Below are 19,952 nucleotides of genomic sequence, written 5' to 3'. Positions count from 1 at the left end.
ATTTTCAGATAATTAAAAAGAAAAGTCAATATTTTTTTGTTTGCGTTTTCAATTCTTTGTTAGTGATATGTTTTTATTGTTAGAAAATAAATAAATAGATTGATTTCATTTCGAATGTTTGCTAAATTGATAGTTAATTAAGCATACTAACATATTACGAGTAAAGTTGAGGCGAGTTATGGTACAGTCCATTGATCGAGCGATAAGTATTATTAAATTATTGAATTCTACAAATGAAAAAGAGTATTGGGCTATTTCTGATATAGCTGATGGAACACATCTCCCGGTTAGTACAGTACATAGATTACTTAACTCTTTAATGGAGCATGGGTTAGTTACACAAATTTCAGAGACAAAACAGTACAAAATTGGACCAATGTGGATGGAAATAGGGTTACGTCAATTGGAGAAGGTAGACTACAGATCTGTTGCAAGAGAAGTGATGAAACGTTTAGCTGCTGAAGTGGAGGAAAGTGTCTATTTAAATATTCCAAACGGAACACATTCTATTATCATTGAAAGAATTGATAGTCCTTTAAAAATTCGAGTTATCGATAATCTAGGGGAACAAATTCCACTTTCAATTGGTGCCGCAAATAAAACGATGCTTGCCAATATGAAAACGAATGAAATGGAACATATTGTAGAAAATTTACTTTCTTCATTACCAGAACAAAAGCAAATTCTTCTTAATCAAATAAAGCAAATAAAAAATGAAGGATATGCTGTCAGTTATGGTGAAAAAACAGAAGGGACAGCTTCAGTAGCTGCACCTATTATCGGATTTAATCATAAAGTAGTAGGAGCATTAAGTGTTGGGTTAATTAGTCATCGTATTAATGATGATCGACTATCTTTTCTTATTAGCAAGGTAAAACAAGCGGCTCATGAAATATCAATAAAAATCGGCAGTACATCAGAACTATAATTTTGATAGCTGTCGTCATTTTTTTATTCATATATTGGAATTAGTTTTCATAATGCGGAAAAATAGGGGGATTTATATGTCAAAGTGGCAATCAAAAGAACAATTGATTCAATTATTAAGAAGTCTTGTTGAAATTCCTAGTATTACCGGTTCAGAAGCTGAAGTAATATTGCCAGACTTTGTTGTGGAACAGTTATCTGATTTACAGTACTTCAAAGAAAACCCGCATCATTTACAAAAAAATCCGACAGGGGACGGACGATATTTTGTTACAGCACTAGTAAAGAAAAGCGATAGTACCAAAAATACTGTAATTCTAGTAAGTCACTTTGATGTTGTAGATGTACAAGATTACGGAGTGTGGAAAGAAGATGCATTTAATCCTAAAAAGTTAACATCTATGTTTTATTCTCATAAAGATGAACTTCCAGACCATGTACGTGAAGATATAGAACATGGGGAATGGCTGTTTGGTAGAGGAACAATGGATATGAAATGCGGTCTAGCATTACAAATGGCAATGATTGAACAAGCATGTGAAGGAAGATTCGATGGGAATGTTCTTTTATTGGCTGTACCAGATGAAGAAGTGAATTCTGTAGGGATGAGGGCCGCTGTTCCAAGACTGTTAGATTTAGCTAGAGAGCATAACTTAGATTATAAAACGGTCTTAAACTCAGAGCCTATGTTTTCAAGACATCCTGGTGACCAAAATAAGTATATTTACACTGGCTCTATAGGTAAAGTGTTACCTGGTTTTCTTTGCTATGGAAAAGAGACACATGTAGGTGAACCTTTTGCAGGCTTAAATGGGAGTTATATGGCTTCATTAATAACAGCAGAATTAGAGTTAAACACAGACCTTTGTGATATTGTAGAAGGGGAAGCGAGTCCTCCGCCAACTAACTTACTTCAAAGGGACTTAAAAGAGGATTATTCTGTACAAATTCCGCATCGTGCAGTTACATTATTTAATTTGTTTTTATTAGAAAAATCAATGACAGATGTAGTTTCATTGTTACGTCAAAAAGTAACGAAAGTAGCAGAGAAAATAGAAGAGTCGTATGAAAAACATGCATATCGTTTTTCTAAATATAATCCATTTATACCACCTAATCTCAAAGTAAATGTATTAACTTATGAAGAGCTTATCACATATGCAATTGAGCAACATGGACGAGAAAAAATAAATCATATTCAATCTAATATTATAAAAAATAGAGGAGATAAAGATGATCGTGCGGTAACGATTGATTTAGTAGATAAATTAGCGATTTTATGTAAAGAAAAGGCACCGATGATTGTACTTTTCTTCGCTCCGCCGTACTATCCAGCTGTGAGTTCACGCAACAATCCTTTAATAAAAGAGGTAGTTGTAGAAATGGAAAAGTATGCACATTACAATCATAAAATTACATTTGAAAACCAAAATTATTTTGGGGGGATTTCAGATTTAAGCTATGTAGGCTTGCAGTATCCACTGGATTCAATGAGTTCGCTTGTAGACAATATGCCATTATGGGATAAAGGTTATTCAATTCCGCTTCAGGAATTAGAAGAGTTTGATGTTCCAGTATTAAATATGGGGCCGGTAGGAAAAGATGCACATCAATGGACAGAACGTCTAGATGTAAACTACGCATTTGAAACGCTATTAGATATGTTACCGAAATGCATTGAAAAATTATTAGTTTCTAATAAAATTACACAATCATAGTAGGGAATAGGTAAGGGATAAAACAGAACCTGTAAAGAAGATTCGAATGAAATTATTTTAATATAATTAAAACTGAAACGGCCAAACTCAAGTATATATGAGTTTGGCCGTTTATCATGTAGTGAATTTCTAATTAAATTCATATGAATTCATAGCTAACGCGATCTCTTTTACAGTTTTACTTTTTAGTTTGACCAGATAGTTCAACAGACTTTTGCGTACAACGCTGCATAGCTGAAATAATCGCTGTTCTCAGTCCTTTTTCCTCTAATGTTGCTACAGCTTCTATTGTCGTTCCGCCAGGAGAACAAACCATATCTTTCAATTCACCTGGATGTATTCCTGTTTCTAGTACCATTTTTGCAGAGCCTAACACAGCTTGAGCAGCGAATTTATATGCTTGATTTCTTGGCATACCATCTAGTACAGCAGCATCTGCCATCGCTTCTATAATCATATATACATAAGCTGGTGAAGAACCACTTACGGATGTGACAACATCCATTAATTTTTCACTTACGATCTCTGTTTGACCAAAACTATTGAAAATGTTTAGTACATCTTCTAAATCTTTTTCTGTCACCATTTCATTCGGGCATAATGCAGACATTCCTTCTCCAACAAGAGCAGGAGTATTAGGCATTACCCTTACAACCTTTACTTTTTTATTAAAGGCATTTTCAGTACTTTCAATACTTTTCCCAGCAGCGATCGTAACGATGATAGTATCGTTTTTGATTACTTCTTTTATTTCATTAATTATTGACGCGTATAGGTCTGGTTTGATTGATAAAATTAAAATATCAGCATTTTTAGCTACTTCATTGTTGTCGGTAGTTGTAGTTAGCCCATATTTTTCACTAGCATTTTTTAAATTAGCAGTGTTTAAATCTGAACAAATAATTTGATTTGAAGACACTATATTTTTGTTTATCATTCCGCCAATCATAGCCATTCCCATATTTCCGCAACCGATGAATCCAATTTGTTTATCCATAATAACTCAATCTTGCTCCTTTTATAATCAATTATATCGGTTTGATATTATTTTCTTAGAATAAGAATAACATCCCTGTGCAATATAAAGAAACATTCTAAGAGAATATATTCCTTTTTGCAACACTAAAAGATAAAAATTAATTATATTCGACATTATGTAAACATATACACTATAATTTAAGATTTTATGTTTATGAATATGAGTTAAACTTATATCATTTTGTATTTTCATTCAGTAGGGCGATAATTTCATACAAATAACTTGCGGCTCTATTTATTTTTAAAAATACCTCTTGACACCGAATCGAACTATATCGCATAATATAAAAAAATTAGATTGAAAATCGTTGAAGGGAATTAGTACATATGTCTTCTTGCGAAAGAGAGTGGAATTCACCGGCTGAAAGATTCCTCGTATAGAATATATCGAACCTATCCCTGAGTCTTAAATGAAAGTTTAGGCGTTCGCCTGCGTTATAGGCACCAAGTGGATATCTATGTATATCAATTAAGGTGGTACCGCGGAACAATGACCGTTTCGTCCTTTTTATTTTATTAAGGGCGAAGCGGTCATTTTTATTTTGCTCTTAAATACTTCAGTGCAGCATTGATGAGAATAGATATAGTTACAAAGTGAATGAAGTGTAATTTATAAAAAACTTTGATTTTAGACTTGGGGGATAAAAAAGTGAAAAAACAACGAGTTGTTGTAAAGATTGGGAGTAGTTCCTTGGCAGATAGTCACGGAGGCATCTCTACAGAACAGCTTTCAGATCACGTTGCCGCATTGGCTCGGTTGAAAGAAGATGGGCACGAGGTTGTGTTAATTACATCTGGAGCCGTCGCTGCAGGTTTTTCAGCGCTAGGATATCCTAGCAGACCTGTAACGATTAAAGGGAAACAGGCTGCAGCAGCTGTCGGACAAAGTTTGTTAATGCAGGCGTACACGGAGGAATTCCGTAAATATGGCATCGTTACTGCGCAACTTTTGTTGACGAGAAGTGATTTTTCTAGAAAAGAACAGTATAGTAATGCTTACGCTACGTTAGGAGAATTATTAAACCGTTCCGCTCTTCCAATTATTAATGAAAATGATTCCATCTCTTTAGAGGAGCTGACGTTCGGTGATAATGATATGCTGTCAGCTTTAGTAAGCGGGCTTGTTTCGGCGGATATGCTTATGATCTTTACGGATGTGAACGGGTTATATGACAAAAATCCTCAGAAAAATGCGGATGCAAAAAAATATTATTTTCTTCCTGAAGTTACGGAAGAAATTTCTTCTCTTGCAGGAGATGCTGGCTCAAAACTTGGGACTGGTGGTATGAAATCAAAAATCGATGCTGCAAAGACAGCACTCTCTCTTGGTGTGAGTGTATTTATCGGGACAGGACGTGGACAGGAAAAGTTTGTAGATGTTTTGAAGGGTAAGGGTGATGGAACGTATGTTGGTAATGCTCCTCAAAAAGAAATGAAGATGAACAAGCAATGGATTGCCTTGCATTCGCTTGTTAGCGGACAAATTGAAGTAGATGCTGGGGCGGCTACTGCCATCATTCAGCATGGTAAGAGTTTACTTCCAGCTGGTGTTACGAATGTATCAGGATTTTTCCAAGTGGGTGAAGTTGTAGAGGTTGTAACGCAACAAGGGCGCGTAATAGGAAAAGGACAATGCACATATAGTGCAGAGGAACTAAGAGATGTAAAAGGTATGCAAAGCCAAGATATTCAAGTAAGAGGCGAGAGACATAGTTATGAAGTCATCCATAGGGATCATTGGGTTTCACTTTAAAAAGGAGGAAATGAAAATGAATGAAGTGTTGGCAAAGGGGATAAAAGCAAAAGAGGTTGCTAGAGAACTTGTGCTTAAAACTACAGATCAAAAAAATGAAGCACTTGCTGCAATTGCTAATCAGCTGATAGTAGAAACAGCTTATATTTTAGAAGAAAACAAACGGGATATTGAAGAAGGTAAGGAGAAAGGATTTTCTCATTCACTCCTTGATCGCCTTTTGCTGAATGAACAGCGAATTGTTGATATGACAGAGGGTATTAAGCAGTTAATTGAATTACGTGATCCTATTGGAGAATGTGTAAGTGCATGGGAACGACCAAATGGACTATCTATTCAGGAGATGCGCGTACCACTTGGTGTTGTCGGAATGATTTATGAGGCAAGACCGAATGTAACTGTTGATGCTGCTACAATTTGTTTAAAAACAGGAAACGCAGTAATACTACGTGGTAGTTCTTCTGCTATCCATTCTAACAAAGCCATCGTTAGCGTTATTCACCGGGCGCTTAAGCAAACTAGCTTGCCTTCAGAAAGTGTACAGCTCATAGAAGATACAACGAGAGATAGTGCAAAACAGTTGTTTACATTGAACGAGTACTTGGATGTTCTTATACCAAGAGGCGGTAAACAATTAATTGATACAGTAGTGAGAGAAGCGTCTGTTCCAGTACTTGAAACAGGTGCGGGAAATTGTCATATATTCATTGATGAAACAGCAGATAAACAAATGGCGTTTAATATTATTATAAACGCAAAAACACAGCGTCCATCTGTATGTAATGCAATTGAGACGATTGTACTTCATGAGAATTGGGCAGAGCAATATGGTAGCGAGTTGTTTTCTTCCTTGAAGGAAAGAGGGGTGGAGCTACGTGGTGATAATAAAGCAGTGGCAATTGATACTTCTATCTTACTTGCGACAGAAGAAGACTGGGAAACTGAGTTTTTATCTCTCACACTAGCAGTGAAAGTGGTTTCCACTGTTGAAGAAGCGATTCATCATATAAATACGTATGGATCTATGCATTCTGAAGCAATTATTACTGAAAACGAGGAAAACGTCAGCAAGTTTTTTACTTCTGTAGATGCCGCGGCACTTTATCATAATGCATCGACTCGTTTTACAGATGGATCCGAATTTGGATTCGGAGCGGAAATTGGTATCAGTACACAAAAGTTACACGTAAGAGGACCAATGGGGCTTCCAGCATTAACTTCTACAAAATATGTGATTCGTGGAAATGGACAAATTCGAAAATAATAATAAAAGACACTCAATTGGCTTGAGTGTCTTTTATTATAAAAATTATTTACCATACAAATAGCCCAACGAGCATAGCACTTAATAAAGAAACAGCCATCCCGCTAACAAGAAGCTTCCAAACATTTTTACCGATGACTGATGATTTTTCTCCGCCAAATAATGAATTGTAAGTTCCGTAAATCATACCTACTGTACTAAAGTTAGCAAAAGAAGCTAGAAATGTCGTTGCAACCGCAACCGTATGCGGTTGTAGCGACTTTAAGTTTGATTTTAAATCCATCATTGCAACAAATTCATTCGTCGTTATTTTGATCCCCATTAATTCAGCTACATACATAGCATCACTGCCTGATAAACCGAGTAAAAATGCAAAAGGACTAAAGATAATGGAGAAGATTTTTTGAATTGTTAACCCCGTTACAAAAAAGCCTAAAATCCCATTTAAACATGCTGTTAAAGCTACATATCCAATTACCATGGCTAAAATAACGATAACCATATTCATCCCGACTAACATACTGTTTGAAATAGTAGAAAAGAAATCCTTTTTTTCATGTTTGGAAGGTGTGTAAACAACGTCTTCTTCTTTCGAAACTTCAACAGGATTTAATACATTGGCTAAAATTAATGCGTTAATACAGTTTAATGGGATTGCGCTGAAAATATATGTTGCTGGAACCATTGATAAATAAGCACCAAGAATGGATCCGCTAACGCTACTCATACTCATAATTCCAAAAGTCAACAAACGATTTTCTTTTAAAACAGATAATTGATCACGAACAACTGCAAGTGCTTCGGTGTTCCCTAAAAACATCATTTGAATGGAAAAGAAACTTTCTAACTTTGGCAAACGAGAAATCTTTGAAATAACTGCACCTACTTTATCAATAATCCAAGTTAAGATTCCGAAATAAGATAGAATATCGAAAAAAGTAATAACAAAAATGATAGGAAGTAATGCACTAAAGAAGAAATCAATGTGTGGACTGTCCATAGCGGAAGGAAATGCAAATCGAATACCTTCGTTCGCGCATGCCAGTAGCCAACTGAAAAATGACGCTATTTTATTAATGATAATACTGCCTAGCTTTGTGCCTAACATAAACCACGTAATAAAAAGCTCCAATAGGATGAGAATTACAATTGGTCTCCATTTTATATGTTTTTTATTAGGCGAACATAAGAAAACGATTAATATGACAACGAAAATCCCTAACATATTTAATATGAAATGCATGTCAACCACTCCTTGAGCTTTATTATTTGTATATAAAAAAGCTCTTATTCTTCTTAATTTAGAATGAATGTGGTTTAATTTATATTTTTGTAAATTCTAAAAATATAGAAGGTGAAATTCAATAAAAATAGAATTTAATACATAGCAAACAAGGAGGGGATAAAAATGGAGGTCTATCACATAGCGAGTAAAAAGAGGGAAACATACAACGTTCAGGTGAAATATTCGATACTTTTCGAATGTGCACTTGGCATTGCAGCAATTACTCATAAAAGGTTAATTGATACTCTTGAAAAGACTGAAAGTGAATGGAAAGGAATTAGACAATCATTAACAGATGAGATGGAAGAACACTTACAGTTTGTAGAAGAACATAATACGTGGAAAGCATTGCTTCAGTTATTGTATGAAGAGGATTTTCAAGATTTATCGCAGTTTCATGCTAAAATCGATTCACTTTCAGAAGAAGGTTTGAAGTATATATGTTTACCGTTTTTAGGAGAGAAGTACCAAGAAAAAAGAACTTTAGCGGCAAGTGGAAACGTAACTGCAATACATGAACTAATGGAACTGACACAAGAACATCAGTTTTTCTCTACGTATATTCGTTTTATATGTGATGTTGATGTCCAAGTGCTGAAATCTCATTTAATTGCTGTTATGACAGGTTGGTATGAGAGTGTAATTAAGAAAGAGGAAGAAGAAATACTTTCTATATTAAAACGAGATTATGAAGCAAAAAATGAAATGAATAAAAAGATGAAGCCGGAAGAGTTTGTCGAATGGACGACTGGCGGAGTGAACTATATGCCAGAGCCAAGTGTTCATCACGTACTTCTTATTCCGCAAATGACGTACAGACCGTGGAATATTGAAGCAGATATTGAAGATACGAAAGTATTTCATTATCCAGTTGCGAATGAAAGCATTCATCCCGAAGATCCGTATGAACCGAATTATTTTTTAGTTCAAAAACATAAGGCTCTTGGGGATGAGGCGAGATTGCGAATTGTAAAAATGTTGTTTGAAAAAGAACGTACATTACAGGAAATAACGGAAAGATTGCAGCTTGGTAAATCGACAGTACACCATCATTTGAAATTGTTACGTGCAGCGAAGTTAGTTGATATACATGACGGAAAATATGTATTAAGAAAGAAAGCAGTACAGTCTTTAGCGAAAGAATTAGATATGTTTTTGAATAGATAATTAACAACGAGAATGTACATAAAGGGAGGAATATAAAAGAAAAGTTGGTGTGTGAAATTGAAAAATATATTGAAAAATCGTTCGTTCCTTTTTATGTGGATTGGTAGTGTAATCTCTGAATTAGGAGGGGCTTTCGGAACGTTATGTAATTCAATTCTAGTATATGAGTTAACAGGATCAGAAATGGCTTTAAGTAGTATGTGGTTATTATATTTCATCCCATCACTCATATTGCAATTAATAAGTGGCCCATTTATTGATAAATGGAGCCGGAAGTGGATTATGATATTTTCACAATGGATACGAGCGTCCGTATTTTTATTACCCTTGGTGATGCTAGTTTCGGGTAGTATAGAAGTTTGGCACATTTATGTTGTTCAAATTGTAGTGGGACTTATTACACCACTTTATACACCTGCAAGTCAAGCAATTACACCGAGCGTTGTAGGGAAAGAACAACTTCAAGATGCAAATGCGTACATTGATGGAATGACTCGCCTTATGATGTTTCTTGCGCCAGTATTAGGCGGAGTAGTCATTCATTTCATTGGAACAGAACTTACATTATCTTTCGTATGCATATGTTTATTTGTTAGTGGTGCTTTCTTATTTTATATAAAAGAAAATAGAACGTCGCAACCTATTCGGAAAACGTGGCTAGAACAGTTTCTTCACGGTTTTACATATTTTTTCACAAAACCAATCATCGTTTGGCTCGGTATATTTCTTACTTTCGTGCAATTTGGAGTTGGGGTAACGATGGTTACAAATCTTCCTTATATAAAAGACGAGCTATCAGCGGGATATGTAGAATATGGTTATTTTATGGCCGGATTCCCACTTGGCTATGTAGTTGGATCTATACTAGTCGGAGAAGTAACATATAAAAGCCGGCGTATACTTATGCTCGGAGGATTGTTTATAGGGGGACTCACATACATTTCACTAGGTTTTAACCACAGTATTGTAATAGCGGTAATAATTGAAATAGTTGCAGGTGTTTGTATTGCATTTTTCAATGTTCATAACACGACAATATGCCAACAAACCGTCCCAAATAATATGATAGGACAAGTATTTTCAGTGCGTTTATTTTTTATACGATCCGCTATGCCATTAGGTGTGTTAGTAGGAGGAATATTGAGTGAAATGTGGGGAGTAAGAGCGCTATATGTAATCATCGGTGCAATTATATGTGTTACATCTTTAATAGGGATGTTACTTCCATATTTCAAATTTTTAGATGAGGCGATAGAAAAGAAATCAGCATAATTTAAAAAATTAAAATTTTACAATTGAAAATAATTATCATAATCAATTATAATAGGAGAATACTAGTATTCGTATAACAAAGAGGGAGTGGGATATATGTTTATCGAAACGAAAACATTTACAGTAAAAGAAGGTACATCAAATATAGTTGTAGAACGTTTCACTGGAGAAGGTATTATTGAAAAATTTGAAGGCTTCATCGATTTAAGTGTTCTCGTGAAAAAAGTAAGACGCGGCGACGAAGAAGTTGTCGTAATGATTCGCTGGGAATCTGAAGAAGCATGGAAAAACTGGGAAACAAGTGAAGAACACTTAGCTGGACATAGAGCGGGCCGTGGTAAACCAAAACCAGATCATATTATTAATGTGGATCATGCGGTTTATTATGTGAAATCATCGAAATCGGCTTATCAACAGTCGTAATATACAAGCAGAGGATACATGTTGTAGAAGCAAACATGTATCCTCTTTTTTATTACTGGGGGGATGTAAATGATAGGAAATCTTTCATTCATTAAAAAAATGTTCTAGGATATAGAAAAAAATATTAGACTTATAAAGCATAGTCTTAGATGGAACGCTTGAATATCTTGCCTTACATATTTAAGGGTTATGAAAATGAGTCTATATCCCTTCTGTTTAAAAGGAGATGAGTACATGAAGCTGAATCATTTAAATTTATGTGTTGATGATTTATCAGAAGCGAGACATTTCTTTGAAACATTTTTTGATTTTCAATTTTTGGAACAAAAAGGGAAAGCACTTGTAGTTATGAGTGATGAGAGTGGATTTATACTTGTGCTAAGTGATCCAAAAGCATTTAAAGGGAATAAGGAAGTTACGTATCCGGAAGCTTTTCATATTGGTTTTTTAGTGGTAACTACAAATGAAGTGGATCAAGCGTATAATCGTTTAGTAGCAGGCGGCATTGAAATAGATAAGGAACCTTATTCGATGCGAGGTAGTAGTTATGGTTTTTATTTTACAGTATTTAATGGCTTATTAATTGAAGTGTCTTGTCTTGATTATAGAGAAGGTAAGAAAGTTTCAAAGCTTAATAGTAATCATCAAGAGTAATCATTTGAAGGTGTATAGAATCTAAGTATGTATCATATTAGAAGATGGATTAAGAAAGCTTCACTGTAAAGTAAAAAAGACAGACTAATAAATAGTCTGTCTTTTTACATTAATTCTTCACATCATCATAAAGTTCAAGTGCCTCTTTCACATTCAATCCATTTTTCACAATGCCATGTATCGCTTGGATCATCGCAGCTGGGTGCTCGGATTGCCATATGTTACGGCCCATATCTACTCCAATTGCACCTTCTTGCAGCGCATTGTACGTAATGTTTAATGCGTCTTCAATTGAATCTAGTTTTGGGCCACCCGCGATGACGACTGGGGCAGGGCATGTGCTCGTTATTTTTTCGAATCCTTCGCAGTAATACGTTTTAATAATATCAGCACCCATTTCAACACATACGCGGGAAGCAAGTGCTAGAAAGCGAGCTTCACGTTTTTGTAATTCTTTTGCGACTGCGGTAATGCCGAGTACTGGTAGGCCGTAATCGTGAGCCTCAGAGACTACATTTGCGAGATTCGAAACAGTTTGTGTTTCATAGTCTGATCCGACAAAAACAGAAACGCCAACGCCAATTGCGTTTTGCTTCACTGCTTCTTTCACAGGTGTAACAATTGTTTCATTCGCTAAATCTTTACCGACGACAGTAGCTCCGCCAGATACACGCATAACCATAGGTGTACTGCAGTTTTCAGGAATACAGGAGCTAAGTACACCGCGCGTTAAAAAGAGGGAGTCTGTATAAGGAAGTAAGTTTTTAACTGTTTCAAGTGGTTGTTCTAGCCCGTGAATTGGCCCTAAAAAGTAGCCGTGATCTATTGCTAACATAACCGCTCTACCATCAGGTAAAATTGTATTTAATCGATTTTTAAATCCCCAAGTCATTCAAAATCACTCCTTCGTTAATGTTGGATTTTCCGTTTGTACCGTATCTTTATTTGGTAAATGTGGTGACTTTATAAAAACAGCTTTAAAAGGTTTGTTAGAATGGTTAATCAGATAGTGAGATTCATGAGGGCGAACTTGCAGGACATCACCTTGTTTAATCGGAACTCTTTCGTTATTTACATAGAAGTCTATTTCACCTTCTAACGCATAAAAAACTTCTTCACACGTTGTATGGTAATGATTTTGAAACTCTTGCCCAGGCTGAATGACAACAAGACCAAGATCAATATTCGGGCCTTGTATTAAATATTTCGGCCCGTTATCACCGAAGCGATAGGAGAAATCATTTTCATTCGCTTTTAACATACAGTTCACTCCTTTATGTAAATGAGTTACAGTGCACCAGGTGCAATCCACATATGTGTTGTAAGTCCTTTATCAGCTAAAGCGAGCTGACTGCTATACACGGTTTTCCATGTTTCATAGAATTCTTTGTATAGCTCGTGATTTTCAGTGATTGGTTCAAATGTATTTTCCCACTGTACAAATTGTTCGGCAGTCTCTTCCATAGATGAATATATGCCAGCGCCAACTCCAGCAGCAATCGCAGTTCCTAAAGCAGCTGCTTCTTTCACAACTGGTACTTTTACAGGAATGCCGAGAACGTCTGATAGAATTTGTGGCCATAGTTGCCCTTTAGCGGCACCGCCAGCAAAAATGACTTCAGAAGGGAATGTACCAGTAAGATTTTCAATTAGTTTTAAGTTTCCAAGTGTAACGAAGGCGGCATTTTCTTCAATAGCACGGAACATTTCTTTTTTTCCGCATTTGTCAGCGTCTAAACTTAAATTTAAGAATGAAGGTGCGGCATGACGCCAAGAAATGTAGTTCATAACGTTTGAAAAAGTAGGGATAATACCATATGAACCGACAGGTACGTCTTTCGCTTGTTCTTCTAATAATTCATAAGCGTCTACACCGAGTTTTTCAGCGAGCTTTTTTTCTTCTTGGCAAAAAGCGTCTCGAAACCAACGCATAACGAGGCCAGGGAAAAAGGCAATCGTTTCATATTGCCAAAGGTTCGGAACGACGTGACAATTTACTCGAATTGCAGCATTTGGATCCGTTGTTGACTCTGTAATATTCACTTCCTGTTGCCAAAAGCTGCCGCCGCATATTAAAGTTTGATTTGGTTTTACGACTCCAGTCCCGAGCGATGCCATTTGAGCATCACCGCCACCAGCGACGACAGGAATCCCTTCAAGTAAACCAGTTAGTGCTGCACACTCTTTTGTAACATTACCAATCACAGTGCCAGCTTCATTTACTTTTGGTGAAAATGGCAACGTTATACCACATTCTTTAGCGACTTCGTTATCCCAATTTCTATTTTGTAAATCAAAGATTCCAGACGTACAACCGTTGGAAGGGTCGATTTGCAGTACGCCGCTTAATTTATACAAAATCCAATCATTTAACATCGAAAAGGATTGAATATTGTTGTAGATGTCTGGTTCATGTTTTTTAATCCAAAGTAGACGTGGTAAAGCACCTAATGAAAAAGTTTGCCCAGATTTTCTGTATAAATCTTCTTCAAGATGTGAGCGGATTTCTTTTAGCTCACTAACTTCAGCGGATGCACGGCCATCAACATTTGCACATGCCCATATTTCTTGCCCATTTTTATCATATAAAACAAAACCTTCTCGCATACTTGTAGCGCTAATAGCTTGAATAGAAGAGGGAAGTATATTACTTTTTTGCAGAACTTCTTTCGTACACTGTTGTACAAGTTGCCAGTTTTCTTCTACATCAAAATTCATAGAACCGGGGTAACGAGGATCAGTTTTATGAACCCATTCTTTTTGACTTACTGCAATTTGATTGCCATGTAAATCAAAAAGAACAGCTCGAATGCTTCCTGTACCAGCATCGAAAGCTAATAAAGTAGACATTAAGAATCACCTTCCTTTCTTAATAAGGAGAGCGCAGTTTCTTCATCAGTAATTAATGTATGAATAAATTTCCCTTTTAAAGCCCCATATATGGCATCTATCTTTTGAGTACCTCCAGCCACACCAATGACATGCTTCATGCTGCGAAGAATCGTAAGTGGTGTGCCAATTAGACGATTATGATGCGAGAGCTCTAATAAATCACCATTCGTATTATAAAACTGTCCTAAAATATCGCCCGCCCCGTTTTGACTTCGAATATATGTCATTTCACGTAGCGTTAATTTTTCTTCTTTTACAATCGTAGCGTCTTGAGATAACCCGCCAATACCGACAACTGCCGTATGTGCAAGTGAAGCGACATGAAGCATATCTTTCACACTTGGTTCTGATAAAATACTTTGTGCCATTTCAGTAGAAGATGCTAGAAAAGGAGTAGGAATAATATGAAGATCACCTTGCATGTAGTGTAAATAGTTTTGTTTTCTTGGAAGATAGTGGTTTACTCCGCCTGTTAGCGTTACGAATGAAAGATTAATAGAACTTTCAAAATGAATGTTTTCTAGCATTTTACTTATTGTTTCACCCCAGCCGATGCCGAGTAAATCACCTTGTTGGAGATGAGTCTCTAAATATTGTGCAGCGGCTTTTCCGAGAGAAGTAGCATAATTGTCTATTGGAGTAGGGATAATAAAGGCATCTTTCAAGTGGAACTTTTTCATTAAGTCACGTTCAATGCTCAAGCAATGCAAACCGGTTCCTTTTACGTGAAATGTAACGATACCTTCACTGCGTGCCTTATCTAATAACCGGACGACTTTATTTCTTGAAATATGAAGAAGTGAAGCAATCTCTTGTTGTGTTAATTGATCTTTATAATAGTACCAGGCTACTTTAGTTAATAAATTTTCTTCAAAGTTCAGCTGTGACATACTCTTCATCCCTTTCAACAATTGACCAATGCTTAAACATATGTAGCATATATTTTGTTTATTCCAGTTGAAACGATTAATAGCACATTGAAAAAAGTGTTCTAGATATGAAAAAAGGAATATACAATGCTACAAAACAAGTAGAACAAATAATCATTTTCTCAAAAAATGTTCTGGATAAAGGCAGGTGACATCATGTGGAGAACGTACCTTTATTACAAATAAAGAAAATGAGTAAGGCGTTTTTAAATCAACTTGTATTAAAAGAAGTGAACTTACAAGTAGAGCGTGGAGATATATACGCTTTAGTGGGGGGGAATGGCGCCGGGAAATCAACATTAATGAAAATATTAACGGGGTTATATTCGTATGATGATGGAGAGATGTATGTAAAAGGAATTAAGCAACAGTTTTCCAATCCGTCAGAAGCACATAGAAAAGGTATTTATTTAATACCGCAAGAACCACTCATTTTTCCGCATATGACTATTGAAGAAAATATATGTATCGGGTTAAAAGAAAAGAAAAAGAAACTAAGAGTACAGATTCAGCAATTGATTAACAGTCTAGGGTGGGATATTGACCTTTATGAGTTAGGAGCATCATTATCCATTGCGCAGCAACAGTTAGTAGAAATCGTTAGAGGATTAATAAGAGAAGCTGAGATTCTTATTCTAGATGAGCCAACATCGACATTAACAACACACGAAATTAAGAGTCTTTTTGTGTTGATGAAAAGTTTACAAGAAAAAGGAATTGGGATGATTTATATTACGCATCGTTTTCCAGAAATCTTTGAAATTGCCAACAAAGTAGCAATACTACGTGATGGAATGGTTGTAAGCCAAGGTGATGTATGTGACTATACATATGACATGCTGATGGAGGGACTATTGCCAAAAGGATATAAACAGAAAGAGAAAATAGAAGTAGTTCAAGAGACAGCAAAGACGAAAAAAATATTAGAAGTGGTTGATATAAATGGTCACGCATTCGAAAATATATCATTCACTGTACATGCGGGTGAGGTTGTAGGTGTTGCTGGCATTATAGGATCTGGCAGAACGGAATTAGCAGCAGCGATATTCGGATTGAAAACTATAAAATCAGGGTCTATCTTATTGGGTGGAAAATCAATTGATACGTGTTCTTTGCATAAAAGGCTAGACGAAGGACTAGTTTATGTGCCAGAGGATAGGGCGAGGAATGGAATTTTCTCAATTGCTTCTGTTAAAGAAAATATTGCAGCAGCAAGTTTATATCAAAATAATCGCTTTTTTATAAATCAAGAAAAAGAAAGCGCTTTAGTTAATTCGTTTATAGAACAGTTCCGAATTGTTGTATCAAGTATGAATGAAGAACTTACATCTTTATCGGGAGGTAATCAGCAAAAAGTCGTACTTGCGAAATATCTCGCGTGTAATCCAAAAATCATTATTCTTGATGAACCAACTCGCGGAATTGATGCAAAAGCGAGGCTTGAAGTGTATGAGACGATAGAAAAAATGAAAAGGGAAGGACTCGCCATATTATTAATTTCTTCAGATGTTGAGGAAATTGTCCAATTAGCTAACCGTGTATACGTCATGCGAAATGGTCAATTTGTTTCTCATTTGGAGAAAGAACAAATAAGTGTAGAAGAAGTTACACGTCTTGCATACGGAGGTGTAATGGAATGAAACGTATGTATAAAGTGCACGAAACGTCTATCATACTGTTACTACTAATTTATATAGCTATTGTCGGGATAATAAATCCTAATTTTGTTCAGTTTAACTCATTATCATTAATGATGAAATCAAGCGTTATTTTAGTCGTTCTAGCAATTGGCCAATCGTTCGTTTTATTTACGAAAAATATAGACGTATCAGTTGGCTCAATTATGGGATTAAGCGCGGCAGTTTGCGGGATGTTGTTAACGAACGGGTATAATGCATTCATGTCAATTCTTGCTGCGATAATGCTTGGTGCTATTATCGGTTTCATAAACGGGATTGGCGTTGCAAAGTTTCGGGTACCAGCCATTATTATGACATTAGGGATGCTAGGAATTGTTAGAGGTGCAATGTTAATCTTCACAGGCGGGAAGTGGATTGAAGATATTCCAAACGATTTTAAGCAGCTGTCATCTATCATCATTCTTGGTTTACCTATAACTGTATGGTTCGTTTTTATTATTTTACTACTACTATACTTCTTTTTAAGAAAAGTGCCATTGGGAAGATACTTTTATGCGGTAGGTGATAATGAAGATGGCGCGAGGCTTATTGGTATACCTGTTAATAAAGTGAAGATATATGCGTTTATGATTTCAGGCATAAGCGCTGCGCTCGCTGGTTGCATATTTGTTATGAATATCGGGTTCGTCCCAAATCAAACAGGTACAGGATTAGAATTACAAGTAATCGCAGCCGCTGTACTAGGAGGAATTCATTTAAAAGGAGGAACAGGTTCTATATTTGGAGCCGCATTAGGAGCATTGTTTCTAGAAGTGATAAGCAGCTCACTCGTCTTTTTAAAAATACCAGCATTTTGGAATAATGCCATTTCAGGCTTTTTATTATTACTCATCATCATATTAGATAGTGTTATGAAAAAGTGGAAGGCAAAAAGGAGGATGAATCTATGAAGTATTTATATAGATGGGAAGGGGTTCTAATTGTATTACTTCTTATAGAATTCATCCTTTTTAGTTTTATAAATAGTGATTTCTTAAATATTAGTAATCTCCTTTTTAGTACAAATGATTTCCTATTTATCGCAATTGCGGCGATACCAATGACTTTCGTTATTGTAACAGGAGGAATTGATGTATCGGTCGGATCAATAATGGGGCTCACTTCGATCTTGATTGGTGTACTTTGGATGAACGGAATACCTATTTTGTTTGCTGTCATAATCGCCCTAATAATTAGTTGTTTAGCAGGAGCTTTAAATGGACTCATTATAAAAATGACAGATGTAGAACCACTAGTCGTTACACTCGGAACGATGTTTTTATACGGAGGAATTGCGCTTGTCATTTCAGGAGGGGCGGGTGCTTCTGGATATGAAGGGATAAGCGGTTTACCTGATACTTATGTACAACTAGCAAATGGTAGTTTTATAGGAATACCCAATTTATTATGGTTACTTATTTCATTAACAATTGTATACACAATTTTGTTTCACCGAACGATATATGGACGCTACGTAAAATTAACAGGTGCGAATGAAAATACAGCAAAATACACCGGGATTAAGACGAAGAAAGTAGTAATCATTGCTTACATACTTTCTGGGTTAGGAGGTGGATTAGGGGGAGTTTTCTTAACTGCATATTTCGGTTCTGCACGTGCTGATATAGGAAGTGAAACAATATTACCAATCATTACAGCAGTCGTATTAGGCGGGACACTTATTACAGGGGGAAAAGGAAGTATTTTCGGTACTGTACTTGCAAGTATTTTTATAGGCCTTATGCAATATGGCCTACAAATGACAGGCTTAACAAATGAACAATCAAATGTCGTAATAGGTATTATCCTTATTCTTTCAGTTATTATGAGACATTTCAAATTACATCAATTTTTAGCGGGGAAAAGACAGAGTTGGCATAAGGGGGAAATGTCATGAAGAGAAAACTAGGGATTGTATTGATTGTATGTATTTGTTTAATAGGTTTAATCGCTTGTTCCAGTCAAACGGCAGATAAGAAAAAAGCGGATGATGTGAAATTTGCATTTATCCCGAAATTAACTGGAGTTGGCTTCTTTACATCGGGCGGTGAAGGAGCAAAGGAGATGGGAGATAAGCTAGGCGTACAAGTGAAATATGATGGGCCGTCTGAAGCGAGTGTATCAGGGCAAGTAAAGTATATAAATAATTTTATTAACCAAAATTATGATGCACTTATGGTTTCCTCTACATCAGTTGATGGTTTATCGCAATCATTGCAACGTGCTAAGAAAAAAGGAATGACTGTCTTAACGTGGGATTCTGATGTGAATCCCAAAGACCGTTCTTTTTATATAAGTCAAGGGACACCAGACCAACTTGCTAACTTATTAATTGAAATGACTTCCAAGCAAATTGGAGATAAAGGGAAAGTAGCGTTCTTTTATTCTAGTCCAACAGTAACGGATCAAAACCAATGGGTAACGAAAGCGAAAGAAATTATTAAAAAGAAATATCCGAACTGGGAAATTGTAACGACGCAGTACGGTGAAAATAATGCACAAAAATCTTTATCCGTAGGGGAGAACATATTAAAAACGTATCCAGATATTAACGCAGTTATTTGTCCAGATGCAACAGCACTCCCAGCTATGGCGCAAGCAGCTGAAAACTTAAAAATGGATAAAAAAGTAGTGGTAACTGGATTTTCTACACCGAACGTTATGCGTGATTATGTAAAACGAGGAACAGTACAACAATTCGGATTATGGGATGTCAAACAGCAAGGTGCGTTGGCAACTTATGTAGCAAATGAGATTGTTGTAAAAGGAAAGAAGTTAAAAGTAGGGGATAGCTTTGAAGTAAAAGGAATCGGAAAAGTGAAAGTAGAGCCAAACTCCATTCAAGGATATGATTATGAGGCAGAAGGAAACGGAATTATCGTATTGCCAGAACGAGTTGTATTTACGAAAGATAATATTGATAAGTATAATTTTTAGTAGACAAAAAAAAC

At 35.9% G+C, this 19,952-nt stretch carries 18 protein-coding genes and 1 other annotated feature; of the genes, 12 read left to right on the top strand and 6 right to left on the bottom strand.

Annotated features, from left to right (window positions below):
- The first annotated feature begins 178 nt into the window (after positions 1-178).
- Both ACS2FK_RS12935 and ACS2FK_RS12930 read left to right on the top strand, forming a co-directional pair.
- Positions 179-928 (top strand): IclR family transcriptional regulator, encoded by a 750-nt coding sequence (locus ACS2FK_RS12935; protein ID WP_000250751.1) that lies wholly within the window; start codon positions 179-181, stop codon positions 926-928.
- A gap of 52 nt (positions 929-980) precedes the next feature.
- Positions 981-2,645, top strand: a complete 1,665-nt coding sequence (locus tag ACS2FK_RS12930; RefSeq protein WP_142321542.1) for a M20/M25/M40 family metallo-hydrolase — start codon at positions 981-983, stop codon at positions 2,643-2,645.
- 178 nt (positions 2,646-2,823) lie between these two features.
- Here the strand turns inward: ACS2FK_RS12930 and proC are convergent, their stop codons facing one another.
- Positions 2,824-3,642, bottom strand: coding sequence for a pyrroline-5-carboxylate reductase (gene proC / locus ACS2FK_RS12925; protein WP_063547704.1), 819 nt, complete (start codon positions 3,640-3,642; stop codon positions 2,824-2,826).
- Between the two features lie 340 nt (positions 3,643-3,982).
- Positions 3,983-4,193, top strand: a binding site (T-box leader).
- Between the two features lie 139 nt (positions 4,194-4,332).
- On the opposite strand from proC, the gene proB reads away from it, so the two are divergent.
- Both proB and ACS2FK_RS12915 read left to right on the top strand, forming a co-directional pair.
- Complete coding sequence (proB, locus tag ACS2FK_RS12920) at positions 4,333-5,436, top strand: glutamate 5-kinase (RefSeq protein WP_006924529.1); 1,104 nt, start codon at positions 4,333-4,335, stop codon at positions 5,434-5,436.
- Between the two features lie 16 nt (positions 5,437-5,452).
- Positions 5,453-6,700 (top strand): glutamate-5-semialdehyde dehydrogenase, encoded by a 1,248-nt coding sequence (locus ACS2FK_RS12915; protein ID WP_063547702.1) that lies wholly within the window; start codon positions 5,453-5,455, stop codon positions 6,698-6,700.
- A gap of 49 nt (positions 6,701-6,749) precedes the next feature.
- Here ACS2FK_RS12915 and ACS2FK_RS12910 read toward each other — a convergent pair whose 3' ends face one another.
- Positions 6,750-7,943 (bottom strand): NupC/NupG family nucleoside CNT transporter, encoded by a 1,194-nt coding sequence (locus tag ACS2FK_RS12910; protein ID WP_063547700.1) that lies wholly within the window; start codon positions 7,941-7,943, stop codon positions 6,750-6,752.
- A gap of 165 nt (positions 7,944-8,108) precedes the next feature.
- Here ACS2FK_RS12910 and ACS2FK_RS12905 point away from each other — a divergent pair, with 165 nt between their 5' ends.
- The 4 genes from ACS2FK_RS12905 to ACS2FK_RS12890 all read left to right on the top strand — a co-directional run bounded on the left by ACS2FK_RS12905 (position 8,109) and on the right by ACS2FK_RS12890 (position 11,501).
- Entirely contained in the window at positions 8,109-9,152 is a 1,044-nt protein-coding gene (locus ACS2FK_RS12905; protein WP_063547698.1) for an ArsR/SmtB family transcription factor, read from the top strand.
- Positions 9,153-9,203: 51 nt separating this feature from the next.
- Positions 9,204-10,424: an MFS transporter gene (locus ACS2FK_RS12900; RefSeq protein WP_080469827.1), complete on the top strand. Its 1,221-nt coding sequence runs from the start codon at positions 9,204-9,206 to the stop codon at positions 10,422-10,424.
- Between the two features lie 96 nt (positions 10,425-10,520).
- Positions 10,521-10,847 carry a heme-degrading monooxygenase HmoA gene (hmoA, locus tag ACS2FK_RS12895; RefSeq protein ID WP_000469498.1) on the top strand — a complete coding sequence of 109 codons (327 nt, stop codon included), beginning with the start codon at positions 10,521-10,523 and terminating at the stop codon, positions 10,845-10,847.
- Positions 10,848-11,081: 234 nt separating this feature from the next.
- The gene (locus ACS2FK_RS12890) at positions 11,082-11,501 is read left to right on the top strand and encodes a VOC family protein (RefSeq protein ID WP_063547696.1); all 420 of its coding nucleotides are present in this window, start codon (positions 11,082-11,084) and stop codon (positions 11,499-11,501) included.
- A 109-nt stretch (positions 11,502-11,610) separates the two neighbouring features.
- Here ACS2FK_RS12890 and lsrF read toward each other — a convergent pair whose 3' ends face one another.
- Genes lsrF through ACS2FK_RS12870 form a run of 4 tightly spaced genes read right to left on the bottom strand, consistent with a single transcriptional unit; the run spans position 11,611 to position 15,301 of the window.
- Complete coding sequence (gene lsrF, locus ACS2FK_RS12885) at positions 11,611-12,393, bottom strand: 3-hydroxy-5-phosphonooxypentane-2,4-dione thiolase (RefSeq protein WP_000219772.1); 783 nt, start codon at positions 12,391-12,393, stop codon at positions 11,611-11,613.
- A 6-nt stretch (positions 12,394-12,399) separates the two neighbouring features.
- Positions 12,400-12,762, bottom strand: a complete 363-nt coding sequence (locus ACS2FK_RS12880) for a cupin domain-containing protein (protein ID WP_000909988.1) — start codon at positions 12,760-12,762, stop codon at positions 12,400-12,402.
- Between the two features lie 26 nt (positions 12,763-12,788).
- The gene (gene lsrK / locus ACS2FK_RS12875; RefSeq protein ID WP_063547694.1) at positions 12,789-14,351 is read right to left on the bottom strand and encodes an autoinducer-2 kinase; all 1,563 of its coding nucleotides are present in this window, start codon (positions 14,349-14,351) and stop codon (positions 12,789-12,791) included.
- Positions 14,351-15,301, bottom strand: a complete 951-nt coding sequence (locus ACS2FK_RS12870) for a sugar-binding transcriptional regulator (RefSeq protein ID WP_140155490.1) — start codon at positions 15,299-15,301, stop codon at positions 14,351-14,353. Before ACS2FK_RS12870 ends, lsrK begins: the two co-directional genes overlap by 1 nt.
- 179 nt (positions 15,302-15,480) lie before the next feature.
- Here ACS2FK_RS12870 and ACS2FK_RS12865 point away from each other — a divergent pair, with 179 nt between their 5' ends.
- From ACS2FK_RS12865 to lsrB, 4 genes are read left to right on the top strand one after another with little or no spacing between them, the layout of a single operon-like run.
- Complete coding sequence (locus tag ACS2FK_RS12865) at positions 15,481-16,962, top strand: sugar ABC transporter ATP-binding protein (protein ID WP_063547692.1); 1,482 nt, start codon at positions 15,481-15,483, stop codon at positions 16,960-16,962.
- On the top strand, positions 16,959-17,912 hold the full coding sequence (locus ACS2FK_RS12860; RefSeq protein WP_063547690.1) for an ABC transporter permease subunit: 954 nt from the start codon (positions 16,959-16,961) through the stop codon (positions 17,910-17,912). The genes ACS2FK_RS12865 and ACS2FK_RS12860 overlap by 4 nt, the downstream gene beginning before the upstream one ends.
- Positions 17,909-18,898: an ABC transporter permease gene (locus ACS2FK_RS12855; RefSeq protein ID WP_000876510.1), complete on the top strand. Its 990-nt coding sequence runs from the start codon at positions 17,909-17,911 to the stop codon at positions 18,896-18,898. The genes ACS2FK_RS12860 and ACS2FK_RS12855 overlap by 4 nt, the downstream gene beginning before the upstream one ends.
- Entirely contained in the window at positions 18,895-19,938 is a 1,044-nt protein-coding gene (lsrB, locus tag ACS2FK_RS12850; RefSeq protein WP_000823652.1) for an autoinducer 2 ABC transporter substrate-binding protein LsrB, read from the top strand. The genes ACS2FK_RS12855 and lsrB overlap by 4 nt, the downstream gene beginning before the upstream one ends.
- Positions 19,939-19,952 lie beyond the last annotated feature (14 nt).

Source organism: Bacillus cereus group sp. BceL220 (assembly GCF_051776965.1).
GTDB lineage: Bacteria > Bacillota > Bacilli > Bacillales > Bacillaceae_G > Bacillus_A > Bacillus_A cereus.
This window is presented reverse-complemented; position numbering and strand designations above follow the sequence as displayed.

What these genes read in the sequence shown, in the direction of transcription:
- ACS2FK_RS12935 (WP_000250751.1), top strand. Translation starts at nt 179, where the DNA reads ATGGTACAGTCCATTGATCGAGCGATAAGTATTATTAAATTATTGAAT.
- ACS2FK_RS12930 (WP_142321542.1), top strand. Translation starts at nt 981, where the DNA reads ATGCGGAAAAATAGGGGGATTTATATGTCAAAGTGGCAATCAAAAGAA.
- proC (WP_063547704.1), bottom strand. Translation starts at nt 3,642, where the DNA reads ATGGATAAACAAATTGGATTCATCGGTTGCGGAAATATGGGAATGGCT.
- ACS2FK_RS12915 (WP_063547702.1), top strand. Translation starts at nt 5,453, where the DNA reads ATGAATGAAGTGTTGGCAAAGGGGATAAAAGCAAAAGAGGTTGCTAGA.
- ACS2FK_RS12910 (WP_063547700.1), bottom strand. Translation starts at nt 7,943, where the DNA reads ATGCATTTCATATTAAATATGTTAGGGATTTTCGTTGTCATATTAATC.
- ACS2FK_RS12905 (WP_063547698.1), top strand. Translation starts at nt 8,109, where the DNA reads ATGGAGGTCTATCACATAGCGAGTAAAAAGAGGGAAACATACAACGTT.
- hmoA (WP_000469498.1), top strand. Translation starts at nt 10,521, where the DNA reads ATGTTTATCGAAACGAAAACATTTACAGTAAAAGAAGGTACATCAAAT.
- ACS2FK_RS12890 (WP_063547696.1), top strand. Translation starts at nt 11,082, where the DNA reads ATGAAGCTGAATCATTTAAATTTATGTGTTGATGATTTATCAGAAGCG.
- lsrF (WP_000219772.1), bottom strand. Translation starts at nt 12,393, where the DNA reads ATGACTTGGGGATTTAAAAATCGATTAAATACAATTTTACCTGATGGT.
- ACS2FK_RS12880 (WP_000909988.1), bottom strand. Translation starts at nt 12,762, where the DNA reads ATGTTAAAAGCGAATGAAAATGATTTCTCCTATCGCTTCGGTGATAAC.
- lsrK (WP_063547694.1), bottom strand. Translation starts at nt 14,351, where the DNA reads ATGTCTACTTTATTAGCTTTCGATGCTGGTACAGGAAGCATTCGAGCT.
- ACS2FK_RS12860 (WP_063547690.1), top strand. Translation starts at nt 16,959, where the DNA reads ATGAAACGTATGTATAAAGTGCACGAAACGTCTATCATACTGTTACTA.
- ACS2FK_RS12855 (WP_000876510.1), top strand. Translation starts at nt 17,909, where the DNA reads ATGAAGTATTTATATAGATGGGAAGGGGTTCTAATTGTATTACTTCTT.
- lsrB (WP_000823652.1), top strand. Translation starts at nt 18,895, where the DNA reads ATGAAGAGAAAACTAGGGATTGTATTGATTGTATGTATTTGTTTAATA.